Origin of the sequence: Pseudohaemophilus paraphrohaemolyticus (assembly GCF_003253115.1) — a bacterium.
In the GTDB taxonomy this organism is placed as follows: domain Bacteria; phylum Pseudomonadota; class Gammaproteobacteria; order Enterobacterales; family Pasteurellaceae; genus Haemophilus_A; species Haemophilus_A paraphrohaemolyticus_A.
On the sequence record NZ_QEQF01000001.1, the window covers coordinates 105174 to 129978 of the forward strand.

Annotated in this window: 18 protein-coding genes, 1 tRNA gene and 1 pseudogene; 18 read left to right on the forward strand and 2 right to left on the reverse strand. The window is 40.3% G+C overall.

All coding sequences use genetic code 11. The annotated features are described in order from the left end of the window. Positions 1-45: 45 nt before the first annotated feature. From DPV92_RS00455 to DPV92_RS00490, 8 genes are all read left to right on the forward strand, one after another. Entirely contained in the window at positions 46-927 is an 882-nt protein-coding gene (locus DPV92_RS00455) for a metal ABC transporter substrate-binding protein (protein ID WP_111353108.1), read from the forward strand. Positions 928-945: 18 nt separating this feature from the next. Continuing rightward, entirely contained in the window at positions 946-1728 is a 783-nt protein-coding gene (locus DPV92_RS00460) for a metal ABC transporter ATP-binding protein (protein WP_111353109.1), read from the forward strand. Between the two features lie 3 nt (positions 1729-1731). Next, entirely contained in the window at positions 1732-2616 is an 885-nt protein-coding gene (locus tag DPV92_RS00465; protein WP_111353111.1) for a metal ABC transporter permease, read from the forward strand. Continuing rightward, positions 2616-3443, forward strand: a complete 828-nt coding sequence (locus tag DPV92_RS00470) for a metal ABC transporter permease (RefSeq protein WP_005710046.1) — start codon at positions 2616-2618, stop codon at positions 3441-3443. Before DPV92_RS00465 ends, DPV92_RS00470 begins: the two co-directional genes overlap by 1 nt. A gap of 367 nt (positions 3444-3810) precedes the next feature. Beyond that, complete coding sequence (locus DPV92_RS09885) at positions 3811-4116, forward strand: acyl-CoA dehydrogenase family protein (protein WP_225791941.1); 306 nt, start codon at positions 3811-3813, stop codon at positions 4114-4116. After that, positions 4101-4883, forward strand: a complete 783-nt coding sequence (locus DPV92_RS00480) for an acyl-CoA dehydrogenase family protein (protein ID WP_225791942.1) — start codon at positions 4101-4103, stop codon at positions 4881-4883. Before DPV92_RS09885 ends, DPV92_RS00480 begins: the two co-directional genes overlap by 16 nt. 194 nt (positions 4884-5077) lie before the next feature. After that, positions 5078-5848: a threonine/serine exporter family protein gene (locus DPV92_RS00485; RefSeq protein ID WP_111353112.1), complete on the forward strand. Its 771-nt coding sequence runs from the start codon at positions 5078-5080 to the stop codon at positions 5846-5848. A gap of 1 nt (position 5849) precedes the next feature. Continuing rightward, positions 5850-6314, forward strand: a complete 465-nt coding sequence (locus tag DPV92_RS00490) for a threonine/serine exporter family protein (protein ID WP_111353113.1) — start codon at positions 5850-5852, stop codon at positions 6312-6314. 37 nt (positions 6315-6351) lie between these two features. Here the strand turns inward: DPV92_RS00490 and DPV92_RS00495 are convergent, their stop codons facing one another. Next, on the reverse strand, positions 6352-6879 hold the full coding sequence (locus DPV92_RS00495) for a hypothetical protein (protein ID WP_111353115.1): 528 nt from the start codon (positions 6877-6879) through the stop codon (positions 6352-6354). A gap of 68 nt (positions 6880-6947) precedes the next feature. Further along, the gene (gene glnS, locus DPV92_RS00500; RefSeq protein ID WP_111353116.1) at positions 6948-8618 is read right to left on the reverse strand and encodes a glutamine--tRNA ligase; all 1671 of its coding nucleotides are present in this window, start codon (positions 8616-8618) and stop codon (positions 6948-6950) included. 176 nt (positions 8619-8794) lie between these two features. On the opposite strand from glnS, the gene DPV92_RS00505 reads away from it, so the two are divergent. The 10 genes and pseudogenes from DPV92_RS00505 (at position 8795) to DPV92_RS00550 (ending at position 24769) form a co-directional block, all read left to right on the forward strand. Further along, positions 8795-8871, forward strand: a tRNA-Met gene (locus DPV92_RS00505). Between the two features lie 188 nt (positions 8872-9059). Next, positions 9060-9521, forward strand: coding sequence for a ribosome maturation factor RimP (rimP, locus tag DPV92_RS00510; RefSeq protein WP_111353118.1), 462 nt, complete (start codon positions 9060-9062; stop codon positions 9519-9521). A gap of 30 nt (positions 9522-9551) precedes the next feature. Beyond that, positions 9552-11048, forward strand: coding sequence for a transcription termination factor NusA (gene nusA, locus DPV92_RS00515; protein WP_111353119.1), 1497 nt, complete (start codon positions 9552-9554; stop codon positions 11046-11048). 21 nt (positions 11049-11069) lie between these two features. Continuing rightward, entirely contained in the window at positions 11070-13622 is a 2553-nt protein-coding gene (gene infB / locus DPV92_RS00520; protein WP_111353121.1) for a translation initiation factor IF-2, read from the forward strand. A 526-nt stretch (positions 13623-14148) separates the two neighbouring features. Continuing rightward, positions 14149-16755: a site-specific DNA-methyltransferase gene (locus DPV92_RS10020; RefSeq protein ID WP_225791943.1), complete on the forward strand. Its 2607-nt coding sequence runs from the start codon at positions 14149-14151 to the stop codon at positions 16753-16755. Beyond that, positions 16685-18808 (forward strand): annotated as a pseudogene (locus tag DPV92_RS10025) (DEAD/DEAH box helicase family protein); the annotation flags it as partial. The gene DPV92_RS10020 and the pseudogene DPV92_RS10025, both read left to right, overlap by 71 nt. Continuing rightward, a complete protein-coding gene (locus DPV92_RS00535; RefSeq protein ID WP_225791950.1) occupies positions 18808-22269 on the forward strand; it encodes an SNF2-related protein in 3462 nt (1153 codons plus the stop codon). The pseudogene DPV92_RS10025 and the gene DPV92_RS00535, both read left to right, overlap by 1 nt. An 85-nt stretch (positions 22270-22354) precedes the next feature. Further along, the gene (rbfA, locus tag DPV92_RS00540) at positions 22355-22735 is read left to right on the forward strand and encodes a 30S ribosome-binding factor RbfA (protein ID WP_111353122.1); all 381 of its coding nucleotides are present in this window, start codon (positions 22355-22357) and stop codon (positions 22733-22735) included. Between the two features lie 2 nt (positions 22736-22737). Further along, positions 22738-23655, forward strand: a complete 918-nt coding sequence (truB, locus tag DPV92_RS00545; RefSeq protein WP_111353124.1) for a tRNA pseudouridine(55) synthase TruB — start codon at positions 22738-22740, stop codon at positions 23653-23655. Between the two features lie 10 nt (positions 23656-23665). Continuing rightward, on the forward strand, positions 23666-24769 hold the full coding sequence (locus DPV92_RS00550; protein ID WP_111353126.1) for a lytic murein transglycosylase: 1104 nt from the start codon (positions 23666-23668) through the stop codon (positions 24767-24769). Positions 24770-24805 lie beyond the last annotated feature (36 nt).

The following is a 24805-nucleotide window of genomic DNA, read 5'->3' on the forward strand; positions in this document are numbered from 1 at the left end:
TTAGAATATTCTTGCCAATTAACCATATTTTTAAAGGAGATTAAAATGAAAAAATTATTGGCTGTGTTAAGTGCTGTGGCGCTTTCGATGGGTTCAGTTTATGCAAAACCGCTTAAAGTGGTGACTACATTTACTGTTATTCAAGATATTGCACAAAACGTAGCAGGTGACTCTGCTGTTGTTGAGTCAATTACCAAACCCGGTGCGGAAATTCACGAATATCAACCAACCCCGCAAGATATTGTGAAAGCTCAATCTGCTGATTTGATTTTGTGGAACGGGATGAACCTCGAAATGTGGTTTGAACGTTTCTTTACCAATATTAAAGATAAACCGGCCGTGGTGGTGACAGAAGGTATTGAGCCGATGTCTATCTTTGAAGGCCCTTACAAAGATAAACCAAATCCGCACGCTTGGATGTCACCAAAAAATGCGTTGGTATATATCGAAAATATCCGCAAAGCGTTGGTGAAATATGATCCTGAAAATGCCGAAAAATATAATGCAAATGCGAAAGCCTATGCGGATAAAATTATGGCATTAGACCAACCGCTACGCGAACGTTTAGCGAAAGTGCCTGAAGGTCAACGTTGGTTAGTAACCAGTGAAGGGGCATTTAGCTATTTAACTCGTGATTATGGCTTCAAAGAGCTTTATCTCTGGGCAATTAACTCAGATGAACAAGGCACACCAAAACAAATTCGTAAAGTGATTGACGGTGTTCGTAAACATCATATTCCTGTTGTATTTAGTGAAAGTACTGTTTCTGACAAACCTGCAAAACAAGTAGCGAAAGAAACAGGAGCAAAATACGGCGGTGTGCTTTATGTTGACTCACTTTCAACCAAAGATGGTCCTGTTCCAACTTATATTGACTTATTAAAAGTGACTGTTGGTACCGTCGCAGATGGATTTAACCGTAAATAGAAGGAATAAATAACCAAAATGAATACGTCCCAGCCGTCTTTAATCGTTCAAGATGTCGCAGTTCGTTACAATAACGGACACGAAGCGTTACACGATGTCACTTTTTCGCTTGAAAAAAGCACCATTTGTGCCTTACTTGGTGTAAATGGGAGCGGTAAGTCCACCTTATTTAAGAGCATTATGGGGTTAATTAACCCGAAAGGTTCCATTAAATTATGTGGTTTACCCGTTCGCCAAGCACTTAAGCAAAATTTAGTGGCATACGTTCCGCAAAGCGAAGAAGTAGACTGGCAATTCCCCGTTTCTGTGTATGACGTGGTAATGATGGGGCGTTATGGTTATATGAACTTTTTGCGTATTCCTTCTGCAAAAGATAAACAAAAAGTCCAAGAGGCGATGGAGCGAGTGAGTATAGCTCATCTTGCTGATCGCCAAATTGGTGAACTTTCGGGCGGTCAGAAAAAGCGGGTTTTTCTGGCTCGCTCTCTTGCTCAAGAGAGCAAAATTATTCTATTAGATGAGCCGTTCACAGGCGTGGATGTGAAAACAGAAAATGCGATTATTGAGCTACTTAAACAGCTTCGTGATAGCGGGCATCTCATTTTAGTTTCTACTCATAATTTAAGTACTGTGCCAAGTTTTTGCGATCAAGCCGTAATGATTAACCGTACCGTGTTGGCAACAGGTTCTATTGAACAAACCTTTACACCAGAAAATTTAGAACGAGTGTTTGGTGGCGTGTTGCGTTATCAATTCCAAACTTCACATTTTAATCGAAATCAAAGTCAAAAAGCGGAGTAGAGTATGTTGGAATTATTACTCGAACCCTTTAGTTACGACTATATGTTTAAAGCCATTGCGCTAAGCGGTGTGATTGGGGCAGTGTGTGCGTTTCTTTCTTCCTATTTAATGCTCAAAGGTTGGTCATTGATTGGCGATGCCTTATCGCACGCAGTTGTACCAGGTGTTGCTCTGGCGTATGCTTTTTCTCTACCTTATGCGATGGGTGCTTTTTTCTCTGGATTTTTTGCTACGCTTGCGATTCTTGCTGTGAAATCAATGACTAAACTCAAAGAAGATGCGGTAATCGGCTTTATTTTTACCACCTTTTTTGCCTTGGGCTTATTTATTATTTCCATTCATCCAACTTCGGTAAACGTGCAGTCGATCATTCTCGGCAATATTTTGGGCATTGCAGATGAAGATGTAAACCAAGTATTGATTATTCTGGGCGTTACGATCGTACTTTTGCTCTTTTACTGGAAAGATCTCTTGTTGGTTTTCTTTGACGAAGTACAAGCCAAAGCAGTTGGTATTTCACCGCTTAAGTTAAAAATCATCTTTTTTAGTTTGCTCAGTGCTTGTGTGGTTACTGCACTGCAAAGCGTAGGGGCGATTTTAGTGATCTCAATGGTGGTTACCCCAGGGGCGACAGCCTATCTTCTAACTGATCGCTTCGGTAAATTATTGATTATCTCAACACTATTAGGCGGTATTACCAGCATTGTTGGGGCTTATATCAGCTACTACATTGATGGTGCAACAGGTGGTTGTATTGTCGCATTGCAAACGTTGATTTTCTTAATCGCATTTTTCTTCTCGCCAAAATATGGTTTGATTCCACGCCGATTTGCAAATCAATCCGTAAAAGCCACCGCTTGTGAAGCAGGTCAAGGGGGGAGTCTATGATGAATGCGATTTATCAATGGTTTGCTGAACCGCTTGCGTTTCCTTTTATGCAACAGGCGTTGATTATCGGGCTGGTTGTAGCGGTTATCTGTGCTACGTTATCTTGCTATTTAGTGCTAAAAGGCTGGTCTTTGATGGGCGATGCGATTTCCCATGCGGTGTTACCAGGGATCGTGCTTGCTTATATGCTTTCTATCCCGCTCGCAATTGGCGCATTTTTCTCTGGCGTTTTTTGTACCATTGCCGTAGGCTATTTAAAAACAAATAGCCGAATTAAAGAAGATACCGTGATGGGCATAGTATTCTCAGGGATGTTTGCTATCGGTTTGGTCATGTTTACCAAAGTAGAAAGCAACCAGCATTTAATGCATATTTTATTTGGCGACTTGCTCGGCATCACAGCCCACGAGTTCTATCAAAGCTTGATTATTTCCGCCTTTGTGTTCCTTGTGATTGTGCTCAAACGTCGAGATTTCTTGCTTTACTGCTTCGATACAATGCACGCCCGCACTGTGGGTTTAAACACTACATTCTTGCATTACAGCTTGTTAGTATTATTAGCGTTAGTCATCATTAGTGCTATGCAAGTAGTCGGCGTAATTTTGGTAGTCGCTATGCTTATTACTCCTGGGATTACGGGCTATATTCTTACCAAACGTTTCGAACGAATGATGCTCATCGCAATTTTAACCTCAGTAAACAGCGTTTTCTGGGGCATTTTCCTCAGTTTCCATTTTGATGCCGCAACAGGACCTTTCATTGTGCTCATCCAAGCGGTCGTTTTTTTAACGGCATTAGCAGTGGTGCAGTTGAGACTACATAAATAGAAAAAACGCTATCTTTTATTTTAAAGATAGCGTTTCGTTTAGATTAAAGCCATTTGTCTAAAACCGCTTTTTTCGCCTGCCTTGAATTTTCCAACACTTTTTCTAGTTCAGAAATTTAGGTTTAGATTTCCTTGATTCGATTTTCTCAGACTAAAGCAATATTATTAACAGTAATAGCCATATCATTTGTTAAAATAAAAGAGAAGCACTCATGAAGGAAATACGATTACTTAATTTTTATAACTTTTTAATCTAATGATTTTCAGAATAAAAATGAATAATAAGTAGGTTTTTATTATTTCTCAATCGTTTGCTTTTTGTCTAATATCGCTCCAACTTCATTTTTTAACGATTAAAGGAGCATTTTATGGCTAAATATCTATCAACTGAATTTATTGAATGGTTAAACCAACACGTAGCAGAGATTGATCAATCAAATCAATATGCTGATGAGTTATTTAAGCGAGTGGCACAAGAAGGTATTTTTAAAATTGGTGTGCCTGAAGTATTGGGCGGTAAAGGTGGTTCATTCCAACAAGCGATTGAAGCGGTTTGTGAAATTTCGACTTACTCCTTAACGGCAGGTTTTATCTCTTGGGGGCATTGCACCTTAATCCAAAATTTATTAAGCAGTAAAAATAGCTTGCCGCGTGAACGTTGGATGATTTATTAAATGCCAAATTATCGGGCGGTACGGGCTTATCAAATGCGGTGAAATTCCTTTCAGGTATTGAAGAATTACAAGTAAAAATTGTAGAAGAAGGCGGGAAACGCTATTTACAAGGCCGCTTGCCGTGGATTACCAATTTGAAAGAGAGCGGATTTATTACAATTTTTGCTGCAGAATATGCAGATGGAAGCAAACCACCTGTGATTATTGTGTTACCGTATAACGTAAATGGAGTGACTCGCACGAAAGAATTATCGCTTATAGCACTACAAGGCAGTAATACGGTGGCGATAGAGTTAAATCACGTGGAGCTCGATCCTGATTGGATCATTGCAGAAAACGCAGGTGAATATTTAGCCCAAGTGCGCCCAACTTTCCTAGGTCTGCAATGTGCAATGGCATTTGGTTTGGCAGCACGTAGCCTTTCGGAAGTGAAAAAATTACTCGATTACGTGGATAATCGTTCTGTGCTAAAACCAGAATATGATGAACAGGTACAAAAATTAGCTAATTTAGAGCACCGTTTAGCGGAAGGATTAAATCAATCCAATTTCTTTATCGACAATCCAAAAGCCTTATTTGATATACGTATCGAAATTGTGGATGTAGTTGCTTCAAGTTTATTGCTTGAATTACAAGCCTCAGGCGGCCGTGGCTACTTGCAAAACGCAGGTTTAGATTTTATCCGCCGTTGGCGAGAATGTGCATTTTTGCCTGTAGTAACACCGAGTATTTTACAGCTAAAAACCATTTTGCAGGCGGCTAAATAAAGTTATTGCAAATTCTAATAAAAAATCAACCGCTTGTAATGTCTCTGCTACAAGCGGTTTGTTTTTTTGGAATTTTTGCGATTACATCAATTTTCTTATCTTTTGACCTAGATCATAACTGAAGTTCATTTTCTAATCACATTGAAGCATTAGGATTATAATTCAGGCAGTTTAATTTTTGTGCGAGGTTCAATATGGAACAGGAACATCAACGGGCGGTAACAAGGGTGTGTATTCAAGTAGCGTTATTGCTGTTGCAACACGGAGCGGAGAGTACGGTGGTGGTACAAATGGCTCAGCGATTGGGTGTAGCATTAGGTGTGGAGAGTGTAGAGTGTGCTTTAACAGCGAATGCGATTGTGCTCACAACACTTTCAGATGAACACTGCATTACGACCACGCGGAAAAACAGCGATAAAGGCATTAATATGCAGATGGTCACCGATGTGCAGCGGATTGTGATTGCGGTGGAGCATAAACTGTATGATTTAGAGATGGTGCAACAAAAGTTGAATCGATTAAAACCGCTGAAATATCCACCAATGCTAGTGGTGGGAATGATCGGGCTTTCTTGTGCCTCTTTTGCTCATCTTTCGGGTGGCGATTGGGTGATTTGTGTGATTACCTTTTTTGCTTCCGCTGGGGGAATGTTCGTGCGTCAAGTATTATCTAAACGGCATTATAATCCGCTGATTGTATTTGCAATGACCTCTTTTGTTGCATCTCTGATTTCGGGCTTAAGCTTGAAATATCAGTGGGGAAACGATCCGCAAGTAGCGTTGGCTTCCAGCGTTTTATTGCTTGTACCTGGTTTTCCGCTTATCAATTCGCTGGCGGATATTTTGAAAGGCTATATCAATATGGGAATTGGGCGTTGGACCGTTGCTACTATTCTCACTTTTGGGGCGTGTTTGGGGATTGTGTTTGCGTTAAGCATGATGAATATTTCGACTTGGGGGCATTAAAATGGATTTTATATTCAGTTTGTTAGACGATATGTTCTTTGCAGCCATTCCTGCGGTAGGGTTCGGCTTGGTGTTTAATACACCTATAAAAGCGTTGAAGTATTGTGCGTTTTTAGGAGCATTAGGGCACGTTACTCGCACATTATTACTGCAAATTCATATTCCTATTGTCTTTGCTACTTTTTTTGCTACCTGTGTGATTGGCTTTATTGGTGTACATTTATCTCACCGTTATTTAGCACATCCAAAAGCATTCACTGTTGCGGCAATTATTCCGATGATTCCTGGGGTATATGCCTATAAGGCAATGATTGGGATGGTGCAGCTTCATCATTTCGGCTTCTCTGAAATTAGGTTTGAAAATGCGATTAGTGCATTTTTGAATACCACCTTTATTCTGGGGGCGATTGTGTTTGGATTGGCATTGCCTGGTTTGTTGTTTTATCGGGAGAAGCCTGTGGTGTGATGTGCATAGGGACGGGGTATCCCCGTCCAACTTTTTACTACATGCCGATTGTGCTCCAATTAAATAACCAAGCTCCATTAGGTTGTTTTATGGCGAGATAGCGTCCAATATGAGTTTCTTGGCTTGTTGGTGAGACAAAAACCGTTCTAAAAATAAAGGTATTTGCAGATTTTAGCTGTATGCCATCAATTCGTTGTACATTCACACAATTTGATTTGTTGTAAGACATTTGGCGAACAGGGTTAAGAGGGTAGGATATTCCTACACTACTTTCATCTGTATAAGCCTTCACTTGATCATCTTTTTCACAAGCAATCAATATTAAAACTTTCTCTAAAGTTGGTTTAGCGTCATTAAATAGAGCTTTTACATTTTGAGGTGGGGTAGCGTTGTTTAATGCAGAAGCGACGGAAGATTTTGTGCTTGAAGAAATAGTTGTTCCCGCAAGAGTATCATTAACGGTTTGAAGTGTTTGATTAACTTGACTTAATCCATCATTAAGCACTTGACAGCCTGTCAATAATCCCAAAACTAAGCTAGCGATGAGTGATGGGCGATGAGTCATAATTTTCTCCTTAAATAATCCTATTAAAAAGGGCTAATATGATTAGCCCTATGTAATTTATCGTCTAATTAAAACGCTACACTCTCTTTTAAACTTACAGTTAAGTTGAAGATTAAGTGTTCTGGGTGGCTATCTTTGCTATCTAAGCAGTAGTAACCTTCGCGTTCGAATTGGTAACCTTGTTCTGCTTTTGCGTTTGCTAAACTTGGTTCAACAAAACCGTGTTTTACCACTAAAGAATTTGGGTTTAATACGCTTTCGAGCTCTTCTTCCGCACCTGGATTCGGTACAGTGAATAAGCGATCGTATAAACGGAATTCTGCAGGTTTGGCGTGTGTTGCAGAAACCCAGTGGATTACACCTTTCACTTTACGACCGTCAGCAGGATTTTTGCCTAAGGTTTCCGAATCATATGTGCAATAAATGGTGGTAATTTTACCGCTTGCATCTTTTTCTACACGTTCAGCTTTGATCACATAAGCATTACGTAAACGCACTTCTTTACCTAATACTAAGCGTTTGTATTGTTTGTTTGCTTCTTCACGGAAGTCAGCTTCGTCAATGTAAAGCTCTTTCGTGAAAGGCAATTCGCGAGAGCCTAATTCTTCACGGTTTGGATGATTTGGTGCTTTTAACCACTCTTCGCCTTCGAAGTTTTCAATTACTACTTTAACAGGATTAATTACAGCCATTGCACGTGGTGCATTTTCGTTTAAATCTTCACGAATGCAGGCTTCAAGGGCAGAGTATTCCACTACGTTATCTTGTTTGGTCACGCCAATACGACGACAGAATTCACGAATAGATGCTGGCGTATAACCACGGCGACGTAAACCAGAAATGGTTGGCATACGTGGATCATTCCAACCATCCACAATCTCTTCGTTTACCAATTTCAATAGCTTACGTTTAGAAGTTAAAGTACCTTCTAAGTTTAAACGCGAGAATTCGTATTGATGCGGTAACGGATGTTCAATACTGATATTATCTAACACCCAGTCATATAAACGACGGTTGTCTTGGAATTCTAATGTACATAATGAGTGAGTAATACGCTCAATCGCATCTGAAATACAGTGCGTGAAATCGTACATCGGATAAATGCACCATTTATCGCCTGTTTGGTGGTGGCTAGCGAATTTAATACGATATAACACAGGGTCACGCATTACCATAAATGGCGAAGCCATATCAATTTTTGCACGCAAGCTCGCTTTACCTTCTTCAAACTCACCGTTTTTCATTTTCTCGAATAAGGTTAAGTTCTCTTCCACAGAGCGGTCGCGATATGGGCTGTTTTTACCCGGTTCGGTTAATGTACCGCGATATTCACGCATCTCTTCTGGTGAAAGCTCATCTACATACGCCAAGCCTTTTTTGATAAGTTCAATGGCATAGCCGTGTAGTGCATCAAAGTAGTCTGACGCATAACGGATCTCGCCATCCCAATGGAAGCCAAGCCATTCAACGTCGGCTTTAATAGAATCAACATATTCCACATCTTCTTTTACTGGGTTGGTGTCATCAAAACGGAGGTTACATAAACCTTTGTAATCTTCGGCAATTCCGAAGTTTAAGCAGATTGATTTGGCGTGACCAATATGTAAATAGCCGTTTGGCTCAGGTGGGAAACGGGTGTGAACGCTAGTATGTTTACCCGATGCTAAATCTTCATCAATAATATGGGTAATAAAATTCGCACGAACATCATTTTCTTGTGTTAAAATTTCTTCGCTCATAGTTCTCTCTGTTTTTATCTATATAAATGAATACTTGGAGCATTCTACACTTTATTTGTAATGAATTAAAGGGAGGCAACAAAACTCATTCTTCGACAAGCTCAGGAACCGTTCTGTTTTTATTTTCAAAAAATATTTGACATCATCTCCAAAATCTCTATAATACGCCCATCAGACGCGGGGTGGAGCAGCTTGGTAGCTCGTCGGGCTCATAACCCGAAGGTCGTTGGTTCAAATCCGGCCCCCGCAACCAGTTTTATCGGCTCACATTCCTGATAAGGTCTGTGAGCTTTGTTTTATGTATACTTGTAATCTATTTGCAAAATATCACGTAAAACAAACCGCTTGTATTGCTTGCGTTTAAAGAATATAGGTGGCGGATACAATTTATTCGTATCATAAGGGCTGGTTAAGCCCTTTTTTTACATCTGGAGAAAACCTTTGGCTACTTTAGAGCAGAAATTAGAAGAGCTAACTACGGATACCATTGAAGCAATGGGGTGTGAGTTAGTTGGCATTGAATGTCAACGCGCAGGACGTTATTTAACCGTCCGTTTATTTATTGATAAAGAAGGTGGCGTAACAATTGATGATTGTAGCGATGTTAGCCGTCAAGTTAGTGCGATTTTAGATGTTGAAGATCCTATCGCAGACAAATATAACCTTGAAGTCTCTTCGCCTGGTTTAGATCGTCCATTATTCACATTGGCTCATTACGAGCGTTTTGTAGGGCGTGATGTAGTGGTTCACTTACGCATTCCAATGTTTGACCGCCGTAAATGGCAAGGTAAATTAGAAAGTGTTGAAGGCGATTTGATTACTTTAATCGTAGATAACGAGCCACGTCAGTTCGCATTTGGCAATATTCAAAAGGCAAATTTAGTGCCTGTATTTGATTTTTAACCTATTATTGATAATTGAAAGAGAAATCCAATGAGTAAAGAGATTCTTTTAGCCGCTGAAGCGGTTTCAAACGAGAAACAATTACCAAAAGAAGCGATTTTTGAAGCTTTAGAAACCGCTTTAACCATTGCAACGAAAAAAGGTAGCGATTTAGATATTGATGTGCGTGTTGTGGTTGATCGTAAAACCGGTGCATTCCAAACTTTCCGTCGTTGGTTAGTGGTGGAAGAAGTGCATAATATGACGCGTGAAATCAGCTTAGAAGCCGCACAATTCGACAATCCTGAAATCCAATTAGGCGATGTGGTTGAAGATGAAGTGGAATCTATCGAATTTGGACGTGTGGCAATTCAAACCTTCGGTCAAGTAGTAAAAACGAAAATCCGTGAAGCTGAGAAGAGCAAAATTATTGATGAATTCCGCCCAGATGAAGGCAAAATCATCAGTGCGACTGTGAAAAAAGTCACTCGCGATAACATCTTCCTCGAGCTACAAGGCAAAACCGAAGACATCAAAGGTGAAGCGGTAATTGTGCGTGAAGATATGCTTCCGCGCGAAAACTTCCGTCCAGGTGACCGTGTACGTGGTGTGTTATATGCGATTAAGCCTGAATCAAAAGGCCCACAAATCTTTATAACCCGCGCAAAACCTGTGATGTTAGAAGAGTTATTCAAACTTGAAGTGCCAGAAATTGGTGAACAAATCATCGAGATTAAAGGTGCAGCTCGAGATCCAGGTTCACGTGCGAAAATTGCTGTGAAATCTAACGACAAACGTATCGATCCAGTAGGTGCTTGCGTGGGTATGCGAGGTTCACGTGTTCAAGCGATCAGCAATGAGCTTGGCGGTGAGCGTGTTGATATCGTGCTTTGGGACGATAACCCAGCGCAATTTGTGATCAACGCAATGGCACCTGCAGATGTCAGCTCTATTACAATTAACGATGAAACTCACTCAATGGATATTGCGGTTGAAGCGAAAAACTTAGCACAAGCGATTGGTCGTAACGGTCAAAACGTGCGTTTAGCCACCCAATTAACAGGTTGGACATTAAATGTAATGACGGTGGAAGAGCTTGATAAGAAAGCACAAGAAGAAGATGGTAAAGTAATTAACCTTTTAACTTCAGCATTAGAAATTGATGATGATTTTGCACAAGTGTTAATTGATGAAGGTTTTACCTCTTTAGAAGCGATTGCCTATGTGCCAGTTAATGCATTAACAGCAATTGATGGCTTGGAAGATGAAGACTTAGTAGAAGAGCTACAAGTGCGTGCGAAAAATGCAATTACGAAGAAAGCACTTGAAGAAGAAGCCGCTTTAAAACAAGCTCAAATCGATGAGAAATTATTAAACCTTGAAGGTATGGAACGCCACATTGCATTTAGATTAGCAAAAAAAGGCATTACCAACCTTGAAGAATTAGCTGAACAAGACACAGACGAATTAGCGGATATTGAAGAATTATCTGAAGAGAAAGCAGGCGAATTGATTATGGCTGCTCGTCAAATTTGTTGGTTTAGCTAATTACGTTGAGAGGAATTTATAATGACAGAAAAAACTGAGAAAAAAACGCTCTCATTAGGCGGTGCTCGTAAAACGAGTAAAGCGAATGCGACAACAACGGGAGGTAAAACCAAAGCCGTTGAAGTAAAAGAGAAAAAAGCACCGATTGATGTAAAAGCATTAAAAGAGAAGGCGGAACAAGAAGCTAAATTAGCTTTAGAAAAAGCGGCAAAAGAGAAAGAAATAGCAGAGAAAGCAGCTCGTGAAGCAGAGGAAAAAGCAAAAGCTGAAGCTGATGCAAAAGCAGCAGAAGAGGCGAAAAAAGCCGAAGAAGCTAAAGCTGCGAAAAAACCTGCTGCACCTGTAATGCCAAATAAAGCGACAAAACCAGCTCAACCAAAAGTGGAAACACCAAAACAAGAGAAAGCGGTTGATCCTGAAAAAGAAGCGAAGAAAAAAGAAGAAGCTGAGCTTCGCCGTAAGCAAGAAGAGTTAGCGCGCCAAAAAGCAGAAATGGATGCAAAACGTGCGGCAGAAAACGCACGCCGTTTAGCAGAAATTGAACGTGAAGAAGCGGGCGATAACAATAACGACGACTTCGAAGATGAACGCTTTACCTCAAGCTATGCACGTGATGCAGAGCGTGATAACGACCGCCGTAGCGAAGGTGGTAATCGTCGTGGAGGTAAAAATGGCGTAGCGAAAGCGAAAAAAGGTCGTGAAGACGACAAAAACGAACGCACTGCAGATCGCCGTAACCAACGTGATCAAAAAGGTAAGGGCAAAGGTAAAAAAGGGGCTGCGTTGCAACAGGCCTTTACTAAACCAGCTCAAGTGGTGAAAGCGGACGTTGTGATTGGTGAAACTATTACCGTTGCAGAACTCGCTAACAAAATGGCTGTGAAAGCAACGGAAATTATCAAAACCTTAATGAAAATGGGTGAGATGGTAACGATTAACCAAGTGATAGACCAAGAAACTGCGCAATTAGTGGCAGAAGAAATGGGGCACAAAGTCATTCTTCGCAAAGAAAATGAATTAGAAGAAGCGGTAATGAGCGATCGCGATACCGATGCTGAGTTAGTGACTCGAGCACCAGTGGTAACCATTATGGGGCACGTAGACCACGGTAAAACATCACTACTTGACTACATTCGTAAAGCGAAAGTGGCAGCAGGCGAAGCAGGTGGTATTACTCAACACATTGGTGCATACCACGTCGAAACTAACGACGGTAAGATGATTACCTTCTTAGATACTCCAGGACACGCAGCGTTTACCTCAATGCGTGCACGTGGTGCGAAAGCAACAGATATTGTGGTGCTTGTAGTTGCAGCAGACGATGGCGTGATGCCACAAACTATCGAAGCGATCCAACACGCGAAAGCGGCGGGTGCACCTTTAGTGGTTGCGGTGAACAAAATCGATAAACCAGAAGCAAACCCAGACCGCGTAGAACAAGAATTACTCCAATATGAAGTAATTTCTGAAAAATTCGGTGGTGATGTACAATTCGTACCAGTTTCTGCGAAAAAAGGAACGGGTATTGATGAATTATTAGATGCTATCGTGTTGCAATCAGAAGTGCTTGAATTAACTGCCGTGAAAGACGGTATGGCAAGCGGTGTAGTGATCGAATCTTACTTAGACAAAGGTCGTGGTCCGGTGGCAACCATCTTGGTTCAATCGGGTACCTTACACAAAGGTGACATCGTACTTTGCGGTTTTGAATACGGTCGTGTACGTGCAATGCGTGATGAAAACGGTAAAGAAGTGGACGAAGCTGGTCCTTCATTACCAGTGGAAGTATTAGGTCTTTCAGGCGTACCAGCTGCGGGTGATGAAGCAACCGTAGTGCGTGATGAGAAAAAAGCACGTGAAGTCGCGTTATATCGTCAAGGTAAATTCCGTGAAGTGAAATTGGCTCGTCAGCAAAAAGCAAAACTTGAAAATATGTTTAGCAATATGACGGAAGGCGATGTTTCAGAATTGAACGTCATCGTGAAAGCAGACGTACAAGGCTCGGTAGAAGCGATTGTTCAAGCATTAAATGAGCTTTCAACCGAAGAGGTTCGCGTGAAAGTGGTGGGTTCTGGTGTAGGTGGTATTACCGAAACAGACGCAACCTTAGCGGCAGCATCAAATGCGATTATTGTTGGCTTTAACGTGCGTGCCGATGCAACAGCACGTCGTGTGATTGAAAACGAAAACATCGATTTACGTTACTACTCAATCATTTATGAATTGCTCAACGAAATTAAAGCCGCGATGAGCGGTATGCTTCAACCTGAATTCAAACAAGAAATTATCGGCTTGGCTGAAGTACGTGATGTTTTCCGTCATCCGAAATTCGGTGCAATTGCAGGTTGTATGGTAACCGAAGGAGTGGTGAAACGTAATAATCCAATCCGCGTATTGCGTGACAACGTGGTTATTTTTGAAGGTGAGTTAGAATCACTTCGCCGTTTCAAAGACGACGTATCCGAAGTACGTAGCAATATGGAATGTGGTATCGGCGTGAAAAACTACAACGATGTTAAAGTTGGTGACCAAATCGAGGTATTCGAAGTGGTTGAGGTTAAGCGTTCGATTTAATCGGTAGGGGGTGTGAAATAATATTCCACGCACGCAAGTTAAATAATTTCCGTGCGTGAATTCTTGGTTCACATACCCTACAAGCGGTTTAATTTTGCAAATTTTTTGCGAAATGAGACCGCTTTTTTATGGATACATAACCTATTGATTTCGCAAGAAAAAACACCTAATTTCATCAGAAATAACTTGACAGATAGATTTTAAAAGGACGAAAATATGCCTCACCTCACCTCACCTTGCACAACTTATATCTAAACTCAAGGAAATTTTTCAAATTAATCAACCCGAGCTAGATTTCGGGATCTATCGCATTTTAAATTCTCGCGCAGCGGAAATTGCGACCTTTCTGGAAACCTCACTCCCTCAAAAAATTCAAACTGCACTGGCGGGCAAACCTGAGCAAGAAACCGCTGTTTATAACCACCTTTTTACCTTCTTTTCTCGCTATTACGACAACGGCGATTTTATCAGCCAACGTCGCTATAAAGGCGATACTTACGCCATTCCCTATGCCGGCGAAGAAGTGATGTTGCACTGGGCAAATAAAGACCAGTACTACACCAAATCAGGCGAAAGTTTCAGTAATTATGCTTTCACATTAGAAAACGGCAAAAAAGTACAATTCCGTCTGGTGGAAGCTGATACTGCAAAAGATAATCGCAAAGATAATGAGCAAGCTAGAGTATTTGCCTTAATTGAACCACAAATTAAAACCGAAACAGATGAAAACGGTGATGAAATTCAAATGGATATTTTGCCGTTTGATATCCAAGGCGATTTACTCATACTTCGTTTTGAATACAAAGCGGTAAACAAAAAAGAAAAACAATCAGATTACATCACACAAGCGGTGGAAAAAATCCAAAACTTTGCAATTCCCGATGAATTTCAAGGTATTTTCAAAGCAATGCCAACGGAGAAAAATAAAAATCGTACGCTGCTTGAAAAATATCTTACCGACTACACCGCTAAAAATACCGCCGATTATTTTATTCACAAAAACCTCGGTAAATTTTTAAATCAAGAGTTGGATTTTTATATCAAAAATGAAGTGATGAACTTGGACAATATTCAAGACAGCACCGATTTTTCACATATTGAGCAAAATCTCCAGACGATTAAAACGCTAAAAACAGTAGCAAAAGAAATTATTGCCTTCCTTGCTCAATTAGAAGATTTTCAAAAGAAATTGTGGTTGAAGAAGAAATTTGTGGCAGGCTGCCATTATTTAATTACGCTCGATCATTTAAACGAAGATCAAGTGCAGGCTGCATTAGATAATCCAAAACAAACCGCCCAATGGCAAGCCTTGTTTAACGTGAATACAAGCGGTTTCAATGTGGCAGAACTTTGCAAAAACTATCCGCACTTGGTGATAGATACTGCTTTATTTGAACCGAAGTTCCAAGCTGATGTGTTGAGAGAAATAGAACATTTGGACGATAAAACTAACGGATTGCTCATTCATTCCGATAATTTCCAAGCACTCAATTTATTGCAGGAAAGATATAAAGAACAGGTGAAATGTATTTATATTGATCCGCCTTATAATACTAATGCATCAGAAATTATTTATAAAAATGGGTATAAGCATTCGAGTTGGTTATCTTTGATAGAAGGGAGGATTGCAAAATCAAGATCCTTATTAAAATCAGAAGGTATATTTTGTATAACAATAGATGATTTTGAATTATATAGAGCTAAATTGTTATTAGATAATATTTTCGGTGAGTATAATTTTTTAGCTACAACACCTATAAGAAATAATCCTTCGGGTAGATCAACTTTAAAAGGATTTTCTATTAACCATGAATATGGAATTTATTACCAAAATTCAGACAGCATGAAGTCTGTTGGAAGATTACCTCATTCTGAAAAGCAATTAGAGCGTTATTCTTTAAAAGATGATAATGGTTTCTATGAATGGGAAAATTTAAGAAGGAACGGACCTGATTCCAATAGAATAGATAGACCAAAACAATATTACCCATTAAAGATTAAGATAGATAGTTTGCAAATATTTGTTCCAAATATGAAATGGGATGAAGATAAAAGAATTTGGATCTTAAATGAAGAAATATCAAATGAGTATTTGATTTTATACCCACTTCACCCTGATGGTACCGAAAAAGTTTGGCGTTATAGCGTAGAAAATTTAATTAATGAGCCTGATAGATTTGAGGCTAGAATTGTTGCTGAAAAAATCGAATTATACAGAAAAAAATATGTAAATATTGATGGTGTACTACCGAGAACTTGGTGGGATGAACCTAAATATTCAGCTAGAGATAATGGTACAAGAGTACTAGTAGATATATTTAAAGAGACTAGTGTTTTTGATTTTCCTAAATCTCCTGGAGCCATATATGATTCATTAAAAGTTTTAAATTTGAATCAGAATGATATTGCATTAGACTACTTCGCAGGTTCAGGCACAACTGCCCACGCAGTGATCAATCTTAACCGAGAAGATAACGGCAATCGTAAATATATCTTGGTAGAACAAGGCGAGTATTTTGACAGCGTACTTAAACCACGCGTGCAAAAAGTGATTTTTGCTAAAGAGTGGAAAGACGGCAAACCGCAAGCAGATAACGGGGCATTTGGTGGTGTGTCACAAATCGTCAAAGTGTTAAAACTGGAAAGCTACGAAGACACGCTCAACAATTTGGAATTGCGTAAACCAATACAAGATTTGGCTGATATGGGGTTACCGGAGACGGTACAAAACGACTATTTATTGCACTATATGCTAGATGTAGAAAGTCGTGATTCGCTACTTAATACACAGCATTTTGCTAAACCGTTTGACTATCAACTCAACATCGCCACTACTTCTGCAGGTGCGTATGAAGCGAAAACCATTGATTTGGTGGAAACCTTTAACTATTTGATTGGCTTGCGGGTCAGTGAAATCAACGATAAGCGTGAAAATGGCTTAGTCACGGTGCAAGGCACAAATACGAGCGGTGAAAAAACGTTAGTAATCTGGCGTAATTGTGAAAAATATGATTACGACAAACTCAACCGCTATTTGGACAGCCGAGATATTAACCCACAAGATTTCTTTTTATCAGCAACTTTATTTATTTGCAAAAAATCAGGAAAAACTGACCGCTTACAATCTGCATAAACCGCTGTGGGTATTTGTGGGTAATACGGTAAATGCTGAAAATAGTGATATTTGGGCAGTCGTAGAACAGTTAGCCTATTTTTTAAATGGCAAAAATCGTTCGCAAATTTTAGCGTGGTTAAACGATTTGCTGTGTGATGAACCACTCTTGCTAGATAGTAAAGGTAATGCCATCTTCCGTCATCGCTTTTTGCCATTAGCAAATTTTAAAGGCGATTTAAATGCCCTTTATAGTGATATTCTGAAAACCTTATTTAATGCAGAAAGTGCCTCGCATCTGTATTTGCATAATATTAAAAAAGCTTCGGGCGAAGTGGCGTTAAAAGTGGGCAATAACGATTGTTTTGCTTTAATTAACGTTGGCGATAGCAGTGAATTGCTTAAAAGTGCGGTGGAATTAGAGAATGTATCGGTTGAACAAGACGAATTTTCAGACGGCTTGTTTGGCACGATCAATCAAGACAGTTCAACGCTCAATTTACTGATTGGTTCTCGAAAATTTACCGAAGGTTGGTCTAGCTGGCGAGTTTCAACGATGGGCTTGTTGAATATGGGCAGAGGGGAAGGCTCGCAAATTATTCAACTTTTTGGACGTGGTGTACGTTTGAAAGGACGTAATTTTTCGCTACGAAGAACGCCTATAAACGAAATGCCAAAAGGTTTAGGGTTAGATAAATTAGAAACACTCAATATTTTCGGTATTAAAGCCGATTATATGGCGAAATTCCGTGAATACTTGCAAGATGAGGGAATTCAATCGCCTGATGAAGTATTGCAGTTAGATTTTCCTGTACAGAAAAAGCTGCCTGCTAATGTCGCATTGAAAACCTTACGATTAAAAGATGGCTATAAAGACAACCAAAAAATGGGCTTTAAACGCCAAGAAATGGTGCAGCTTTATGAGCTGCCTAAATTTGCCCAAGGTAAAATCAAGCCGATTTTAGCCGTGTTGGATCTGTATCCAAGATTGGAAGCATTAAGTTCTAAAGCGATTCGTCAAAGCGATAATGATGCACGCCAAAGCAATAAATTCAAGCGAGAAATTTTTGCTTTATTCGATTGGGACAAACTTTATTTAGCATTACAGCAATACAAGATGGAACGCACTTGGTCAAATTTGCGTGTTAGCCGTGATGGATTGCGTAAATTTGTCGAGAGTCGAGATGATTGGTATTTGCTCTATGTGCCAGATTCAGCAATGGAAATTCGTTGTTTTGCCGATGTTCAAACGCAACAGGATATTTTGCTCCGGCTTTTGAAGGAATATACCGACCAATTTTACCGTCGTTTGAAAGTCGCTTATGAACAGCAATTTATGGAAACAACGATTGTTACTGAAGAAAATGGTTCGTTCTTTGATGAATACAAAATGTTGTTTGGTGAGGAAGAAAATGTTCCTTATGAGCGTGAACAAGCGGTTAAAAAAATCGAAGAATTGGCTGATTTAATTCGAGATAAGAAAATTGAGCAGGCGATAAATTGGCAATCCCCACTGGCTGAATTTAAGGCGATTTGTTTTAATAGCCATTTGTTTTATCCTCTTATTTCCTTTGATAAATCAACAGGTTTGCCGATAAAGATTTCCCCGTTACCATTTGACGCAGAAAGTGAAGTGAAATTTATCCATGATTTAATGATTGCCGAAAAATCAGGTGAATTGGCGACATGGCTTGGCGGTAAATCGCTTTATTTAATGCGCAATGCCGCTCGTAAAGACAAGGGCTTAGGTTTTGCCTTAGCAGGTAATTTCTATCCTGACTTTTTACTGTGGGTGGTGGATCACGCAAACGGTAAGCAATGGCTGAACTTTGTTGATCCGAAAAGCATTATCAGGATGGACTTACACGATCCAAAATTAGGTCTCTATAAAGAAGTGAAAGAATTAGAATCCAAAATAGCGGATCCGAATTTGGTGCTAAATAGTTTTATTTTGTCGATTACCAAATTGAAAGATTGGGTCAATATGGAATTAACCGCAGAAGAGCTTGCCGAACGACACATTTTGTTTATGGAAAACAATTATTTACAGCAAATGTTTGAGAAAATGCAATGATGAATATCACACCTTATCACGCCCGTTATTTTGCTAATGAAATCACGTGCCGCAGAACAGATGATAACCGTTTATCACAATCACTATTTGATGCAAGGGTAGATTTAAATCCTCATCAAATTGATGCGGCGTTGTTTGCATTGAAAAATCCGCTACAAGAAGGTGTTTTACTTGCTGATGAAGTTGGCTTAGGAAAAACCATTGAAGCGGGCTTAGTAATTTGCCAAATGTGGGCGGAGCGGAAACGCAAACTGCTGATTGTTTGCCCTGCGATTTTACGGAAACAGTGGGCAAATGAACTTGCCGAGAAATTTAATTTGCCGACATTGGTCGTTGATAAAGCGGTGGTGATGGCAGAAATGCGGCAAAAGAGCGGTTCAAAATTGCTGCATTTTTGCAAAAACCATCTAGAACAACAAGTGATGATTGTTTCGCACCAATATGCTACCAAAGAGATGGCTACCTTTAAGCAATTTGATTGGGATTTGGTGGTGATTGATGAAGCGCACAAAATGCGTAATGCTTACAAAATTGATAACAAAATGGGTAAAGCTATGCGTCAAGCCTTTGGCGGCAAGCGGAAATTGTTGCTGACGGCAACGCTATTGCAAAATTCATTGATGGAGCTTTATGGCTTATCAACAGAAATCACGTGCCGCAGAACAGATGATAACCGTTTATCACAATCACTATTTGATGCAAGGGTAGATTTAAATCCTCATCAAATTGATGCGGCGTTGTTTGCATTGAAAAATCCGCTACAAGAAGGTGTTTTACTTGCTGATGAAGTTGGCTTAGGAAAAACCATTGAAGCGGGCTTAGTAATTTGCCAAATGTGGGCGGAGCGGAAACGCAAACTGCTGATTGTTTGCCCTGCGATTTTACGGAAACAGTGGGCAAATGAACTTGCCGAGAAATTTAATTTGCCGACATTGGTCGTTGATAAAGCGGTGGTGATGGCAGAAATGCGGCAAAAGAGCGGTTCAAAATTGCTGCATTTTTGCAAAAACCATCTAGAACAACAAGTGATGATTGTTTCGCACCAATATGCTACCAAAGAGATGGCTACCTTTAAGCAATTTGATTGGGATTTGGTGGTGATTGATGAAGCGCACAAAATGCGTAATGCTTACAAAATTGATAACAAAATGGGTAAAGCTATGCGTCAAGCCTTTGGCGGCAAGCGGAAATTGTTGCTGACGGCAACGCTATTGCAAAATTCATTGATGGAGCTTTATGGCTTATCAACATTATTAGATGAGCATTTATTCGGCGATAAAAAATTCTTCCAAAAAGAGTTTGTGCGAAAAGGGAATTTAAGCGAGCTGAAAAGCCGCATGGCGAAGTTTATTAAGCGGACGTTGCGGAAAAATGTGTTGGAATATGTGCGTTATACGGAGCGGAAAACCATCACTCAGGAATTTATGCCGAGTGATGCGGAACAACAACTTTATGAGGCGATTTCCGATTTTCTACATAAAGAGACGATTTACGCTTTGCCGAAACAGCACAAACATTTGACAGCATTGATTTTGCGTAAATTGTTGGCTTCCAGCCCACAGGCGGTGCTCGGCACTTTGCGTGCGATTTTAGATCGCTTGTTATCGTTGAAAAATACAGGCGAGCTTTCTTCTGAACTTGCTGTCGTTGATGAATTATTAGCTGATGAAGGCGTAAACGATGAGGATTTAGACGCTGGTGAAGAAACGCCGGAAACGGGCGGCACGTTAAATCTCAATGCGTTAGATAAAGAGATTCGCGAAATTGAAGGCTTTATTCGCTTAACAGAAAGTTTAGTCGGCGACAGTAAACTCAATGCGTTATTAAAAGCCTTGCAAACAGGCTTTGGCGAAATGGCAAAACTGGGGGCGGCACAAAAGGCGATTATTTTTACGGAATCAGTTCGCACGCAACATTATTTGTATGATTTCTTGCTAAAAAATGGCTATGCCAATCAGGTAGTCATGTTTAGTGGGACGAATAACGATGCACAATCTACCCAAATTTACCATGATTGGTTAGCCCGCAATGCGGGGACGGAAAAAGTAACAGGATCTGTTGATGTAGATAAACGTTCCGCCTTGATTGCACATTTCCGCGAAAATGCACAGATTATGATTGCTACGGAAGCGGCAAGCGAAGGGGTAAACTTGCAATTTTGTTCGCTACTGATTAACTACGATTTGCCTTGGAATCCGCAACGAGTAGAGCAACGGATTGGGCGTTGTCATCGTTATGGTCAAAAATTTGACGTAGTTGTGGTGAATTTTCTTAATAAACGTAATCTTGCCGATCAACGCGTGTTGGAGCTACTCACGGAGAAATTTAAGCTTTTCCAAGGTGTTTTAGGGGCTTCTGATGAAGTGCTGGGGCAGATTGAATCGGGCGTGGATATTGAAAATCAAATCGCCAACATTTATGCCACTTGTCGAACAGAAAAAGCAATTCAGCATGCCTTTGATGAACTGCAAGCGAAATTTGCCGATAGAATCAGCGACCGTATGAAAGAAACGCAAGAAGCCTTGGTGGAACGGTTTGATCAATCGGTGCTTGATCGCTTAAAAGTGATGGCACGGGAGCGGTTAAGTGCGATGGAGCAGTGGTTCTGGGGGGTAACACAATTTGCGTTGGCGGATAAAGCCACTTTTAACCATTCCGATTGGTATTTCTTGCTGAATGATTCGCCTGTGGGTGGGGTTTCGCTCGGGCGTTATTTGTTGCCGAAGAAAAACCGTTCTCAACAGATTGCAGGGCAAGAATATCGCCTTCATCAACCGTTGGGGCAATATTGTGTTCAGACGGCACTCAATGCCCAAACGCCTGATGCGGCTTTGGTGTTTGATTATGCCCATTATCCTGAAAAAATCAGTTCGTTAGAACGTTATCAAGGGCAATCTGGCTGGCTGAAATTAGATAAAATTTGCGTCACATCGCCTGTGGAAAAACAAGATGCGTTGGTGTTTAGTATTTGTGATCAAAATGGAAATGCGATTACCGATAGCGAATTTAGCCAACGTCTGTTTTCTCTTTCTGCAAAAGTGCAAAGTTTGACAGAAAATCCACCGCTTGCTTTTGCAGATTTAATCCATCAACAAATTGGGCAGGCGAAGCAACAGATTCAGGTGGAAAATGATGCTTTATTGAAAACGGAAATGTTGCGTATTCAGGCTTGGGCAAAAGATCAAATGCAAGCAGTGGAAGATTTGATTTTAGAGATTAAAGAGGAAATACGAGCAAAAGAACGTGAGTTAGTGACGGAAAATGACTTAGCACGCCAAATTGATTTGCAAGAATCCATTTCTAAATTACGCAAACAGCTTCGCAAAGCACGCAATGAACTTGATGATGTGCAAGATGAAATTCAAGATGAGGAAATGCACCTGCTGAAAGCATTACGTGCTAAAACGCAACAAACGATGGAAGAAGAGAAAGTCTTTTTGATTCAGTGGCGGATTATCTAACATAGTGGTTGCTGTGATTTTTCGTGCTAATTTCCGTAAATTCCAGTAAAATGTCGCACTTTTACGATTTTATAGGATAAAGATAATGAGCAGAGAATTTAAACGTAGTGACCGCGTTTCCCAAGAGTTAAAAAAAGAGGTGGCGGTAATTTTGCAACGTGAGGTGAAAGACCCTCGTATTGGAATGGTAACGGTATCGGATGTGGAAGTGTCGCGTGATTTGGCATATGCCAAAATTTTTGTCACTTTCTTATTTGATAACGATCAAGAAGCGATTAATCAAGGTATGAAAGGTTTGGAGAAAGCTAGCCCATATATCCGTTCTTTAGTGGGTAAGGCGATGCGTTTGCGTATTGTGCCTGAATTGCGTTTTATTTACGATGAATCGTTGGTGGAAGGGATGCGTATGTCTAACCTCGTTTCTAACGTCATTCGTGAAGACGAAGCTAAGCATAAAGAGGGCTAACTGTGTCTAGACCGCGTAAAAAAGGGCGTGATGTACACGGTGTGTTTTTGCTCGATAAACCGAAAGGGATGTCGAGCAATGACATTATGCAGAAGGTTAAACGCCTGTTTCAAGCGAATAAAGCAGGGCATACAGGTGCATTAGATCCACTTGCTACGGGGATGTTACCGATCTGTTTGGGCGAGGCAACTAAGTTTTCTCAGTTCTTGCTAGATTCAGATAAGCGTTATTTTGTGACGGCGAAATTGGGCGAACGTACAGATACTTCTGATGCCGAAGGGCAAGTGGTGGAAACTCGTGAAGTGAATGTGCTTGAAGAGGATATTTTGGCTGCATTGCCGCAATTCCGTGGCGATATTTTGCAAGTGCCTACGATGTTTTCTGCCCTTAAACATAATGGCAAGCCACTTTATGAATATGCACGCAAAGGCATTACGGTAGAGCGTGAAGCTCGTCCGATTACTATTTTTGAGCTGAAATTTGTTGAATATCAAGCCCCTTATTTGTCGCTTGAAGTGCATTGTTCGAAAGGGACTTATATCCGCACGTTGGTGGATGATTTGGGCGAAGTGCTTGGTTGTGGTGCACACGTAACTGTGCTACGCCGTTTGGCGGTGGCAGATTATCCTGTTAAAGAAATGATGCCAATTGAAGAATTACAATTATTGGCGGAGAGTTTTCCACAACAAGAATTAGACCGCTTGTTATTACCAATGGATACTGCAGTGGCAAGTCTTCCGCAAATAAATTTAGATGAATCACAAACTAAAGCGGTTAAATTTGGTCAAAGAGTGAAATTTGAAAATGGCGAGCAAGTTTATGGACTTGTGCGACTCTTTTCAAACACACAGCAATTCTTGGGCGTGGCGGAAATTACCGCGGATAATGTGATTCGCCCTAATCGTATGGTCAATATTTAATTGAATAAAGATGAAATCTAAAAAATTTTTACTTTTCCCGCTGACATTTTTAACACTCACGTTGGTAAGCTGCTCAAGCAATAAGCAGAATTATACGTTCTATGCACCTTTGCCAATGGATGCGGTTTATAGCAAAGTACGTTCGGTAAGCAATTTTAATGATTATGTCTCTTTTCTAAAACAAAAAGCAGCAGGCGAGGGAGTTTCAGAGCGTGTCTTAAATGCACAGAATTTGATTAACTACAACGTAAGAGCGGTGCAGTTAGATCAACAACAATCGGCTCGAAAACGTTCCCCAAATACGCCGCCGCCACCTAATCCGAATGGCGTAACAAATTATCTAAACAAGGTACTGACGCAAGCTAAAGTCGATATGGCAGTAAAACGTTGGTACGATTATAACTCGCCCTTAACCAAAGCCAGTCAAAAATATGGCGTACAGAAAGAATATCTGTTGGCATTATGGGGAATGGAGAGTAGTTTTGGCAAATATCAAGGCAATTTTGATGTGCTTTCGGTATTAGCCACATTAGCGTTTGATGGACGTCGCGAGAAATTATTTACCCAAGAGTTTGTTAATGCGATGAAGATGCTAGATAACGGAGCACTTAAACGCTCAGAAATGAAAGGCTCTTGGGCGGGGGCAATGGGGCAAACTCAATTTATGCCAACCGCTTATTTAGCTTATGCAGCCGATGGCGATAATGATGGCAAAAAAGATATTTGGAATAATGAATATGATGCTTTTGCTTCTATTGCTTCTTATCTTTCGACCGTTGGCTGGGATAATCAATTACCTTGGGGCGTAGAGGTAAAATTCAATAATCCTATTGATCTCTCTTTCTCAGGGCTTGAGGAAAATAAAGCTAAAAATTTAGGAGAGTGGCAGGCTTGGGGTATTTATCTTGCTTACCCAACTGACCAAGAGGTTGAAAAGCTGGATAAGATAAAAAATGCAAATCTCTGGCTTATTCGCCCAGATAAAGAAGTAGGTAGAGCATTTTTAGTGACCAATAACTTCCGTACACTGATGGATTGGAACCGTTCAAATAATTTCGGTGTCAGCATCGGAAAATTTGCAGATCGGATTTTGGCGGGGGTGGGCAATAATTAATTGCAACTTCTTTTTAAATAGGTATAGTTATTCAGT

Bases quoted from the DNA above. Each gene is read 5' to 3' on its own strand.
- DPV92_RS00490 (WP_111353113.1), top strand. From the start codon at position 5,850: ATGGATTTTATATTCAGTTTGTTAGACGATATGTTCTTTGCAGCCATT.
- DPV92_RS09885 (WP_225791941.1), top strand. From the start codon at position 3,811: ATGGCTAAATATCTATCAACTGAATTTATTGAATGGTTAAACCAACAC.
- DPV92_RS10020 (WP_225791943.1), top strand. From the start codon at position 14,149: ATGTTGCACTGGGCAAATAAAGACCAGTACTACACCAAATCAGGCGAA.
- DPV92_RS00465 (WP_111353111.1), top strand. From the start codon at position 1,732: ATGTTGGAATTATTACTCGAACCCTTTAGTTACGACTATATGTTTAAA.
- nusA (WP_111353119.1), top strand. From the start codon at position 9,552: ATGAGTAAAGAGATTCTTTTAGCCGCTGAAGCGGTTTCAAACGAGAAA.
- infB (WP_111353121.1), top strand. From the start codon at position 11,070: ATGACAGAAAAAACTGAGAAAAAAACGCTCTCATTAGGCGGTGCTCGT.
- DPV92_RS00535 (WP_225791950.1), top strand. From the start codon at position 18,808: ATGAATATCACACCTTATCACGCCCGTTATTTTGCTAATGAAATCACG.
- DPV92_RS00550 (WP_111353126.1), top strand. From the start codon at position 23,666: ATGAAATCTAAAAAATTTTTACTTTTCCCGCTGACATTTTTAACACTC.
- DPV92_RS00495 (WP_111353115.1), bottom strand. From the start codon at position 6,879: ATGACTCATCGCCCATCACTCATCGCTAGCTTAGTTTTGGGATTATTG.
- DPV92_RS00470 (WP_005710046.1), top strand. From the start codon at position 2,616: ATGAATGCGATTTATCAATGGTTTGCTGAACCGCTTGCGTTTCCTTTT.
- rbfA (WP_111353122.1), top strand. From the start codon at position 22,355: ATGAGCAGAGAATTTAAACGTAGTGACCGCGTTTCCCAAGAGTTAAAA.
- glnS (WP_111353116.1), bottom strand. From the start codon at position 8,618: ATGAGCGAAGAAATTTTAACACAAGAAAATGATGTTCGTGCGAATTTT.
- DPV92_RS00455 (WP_111353108.1), top strand. From the start codon at position 46: ATGAAAAAATTATTGGCTGTGTTAAGTGCTGTGGCGCTTTCGATGGGT.
- DPV92_RS00460 (WP_111353109.1), top strand. From the start codon at position 946: ATGAATACGTCCCAGCCGTCTTTAATCGTTCAAGATGTCGCAGTTCGT.
- DPV92_RS00485 (WP_111353112.1), top strand. From the start codon at position 5,078: ATGGAACAGGAACATCAACGGGCGGTAACAAGGGTGTGTATTCAAGTA.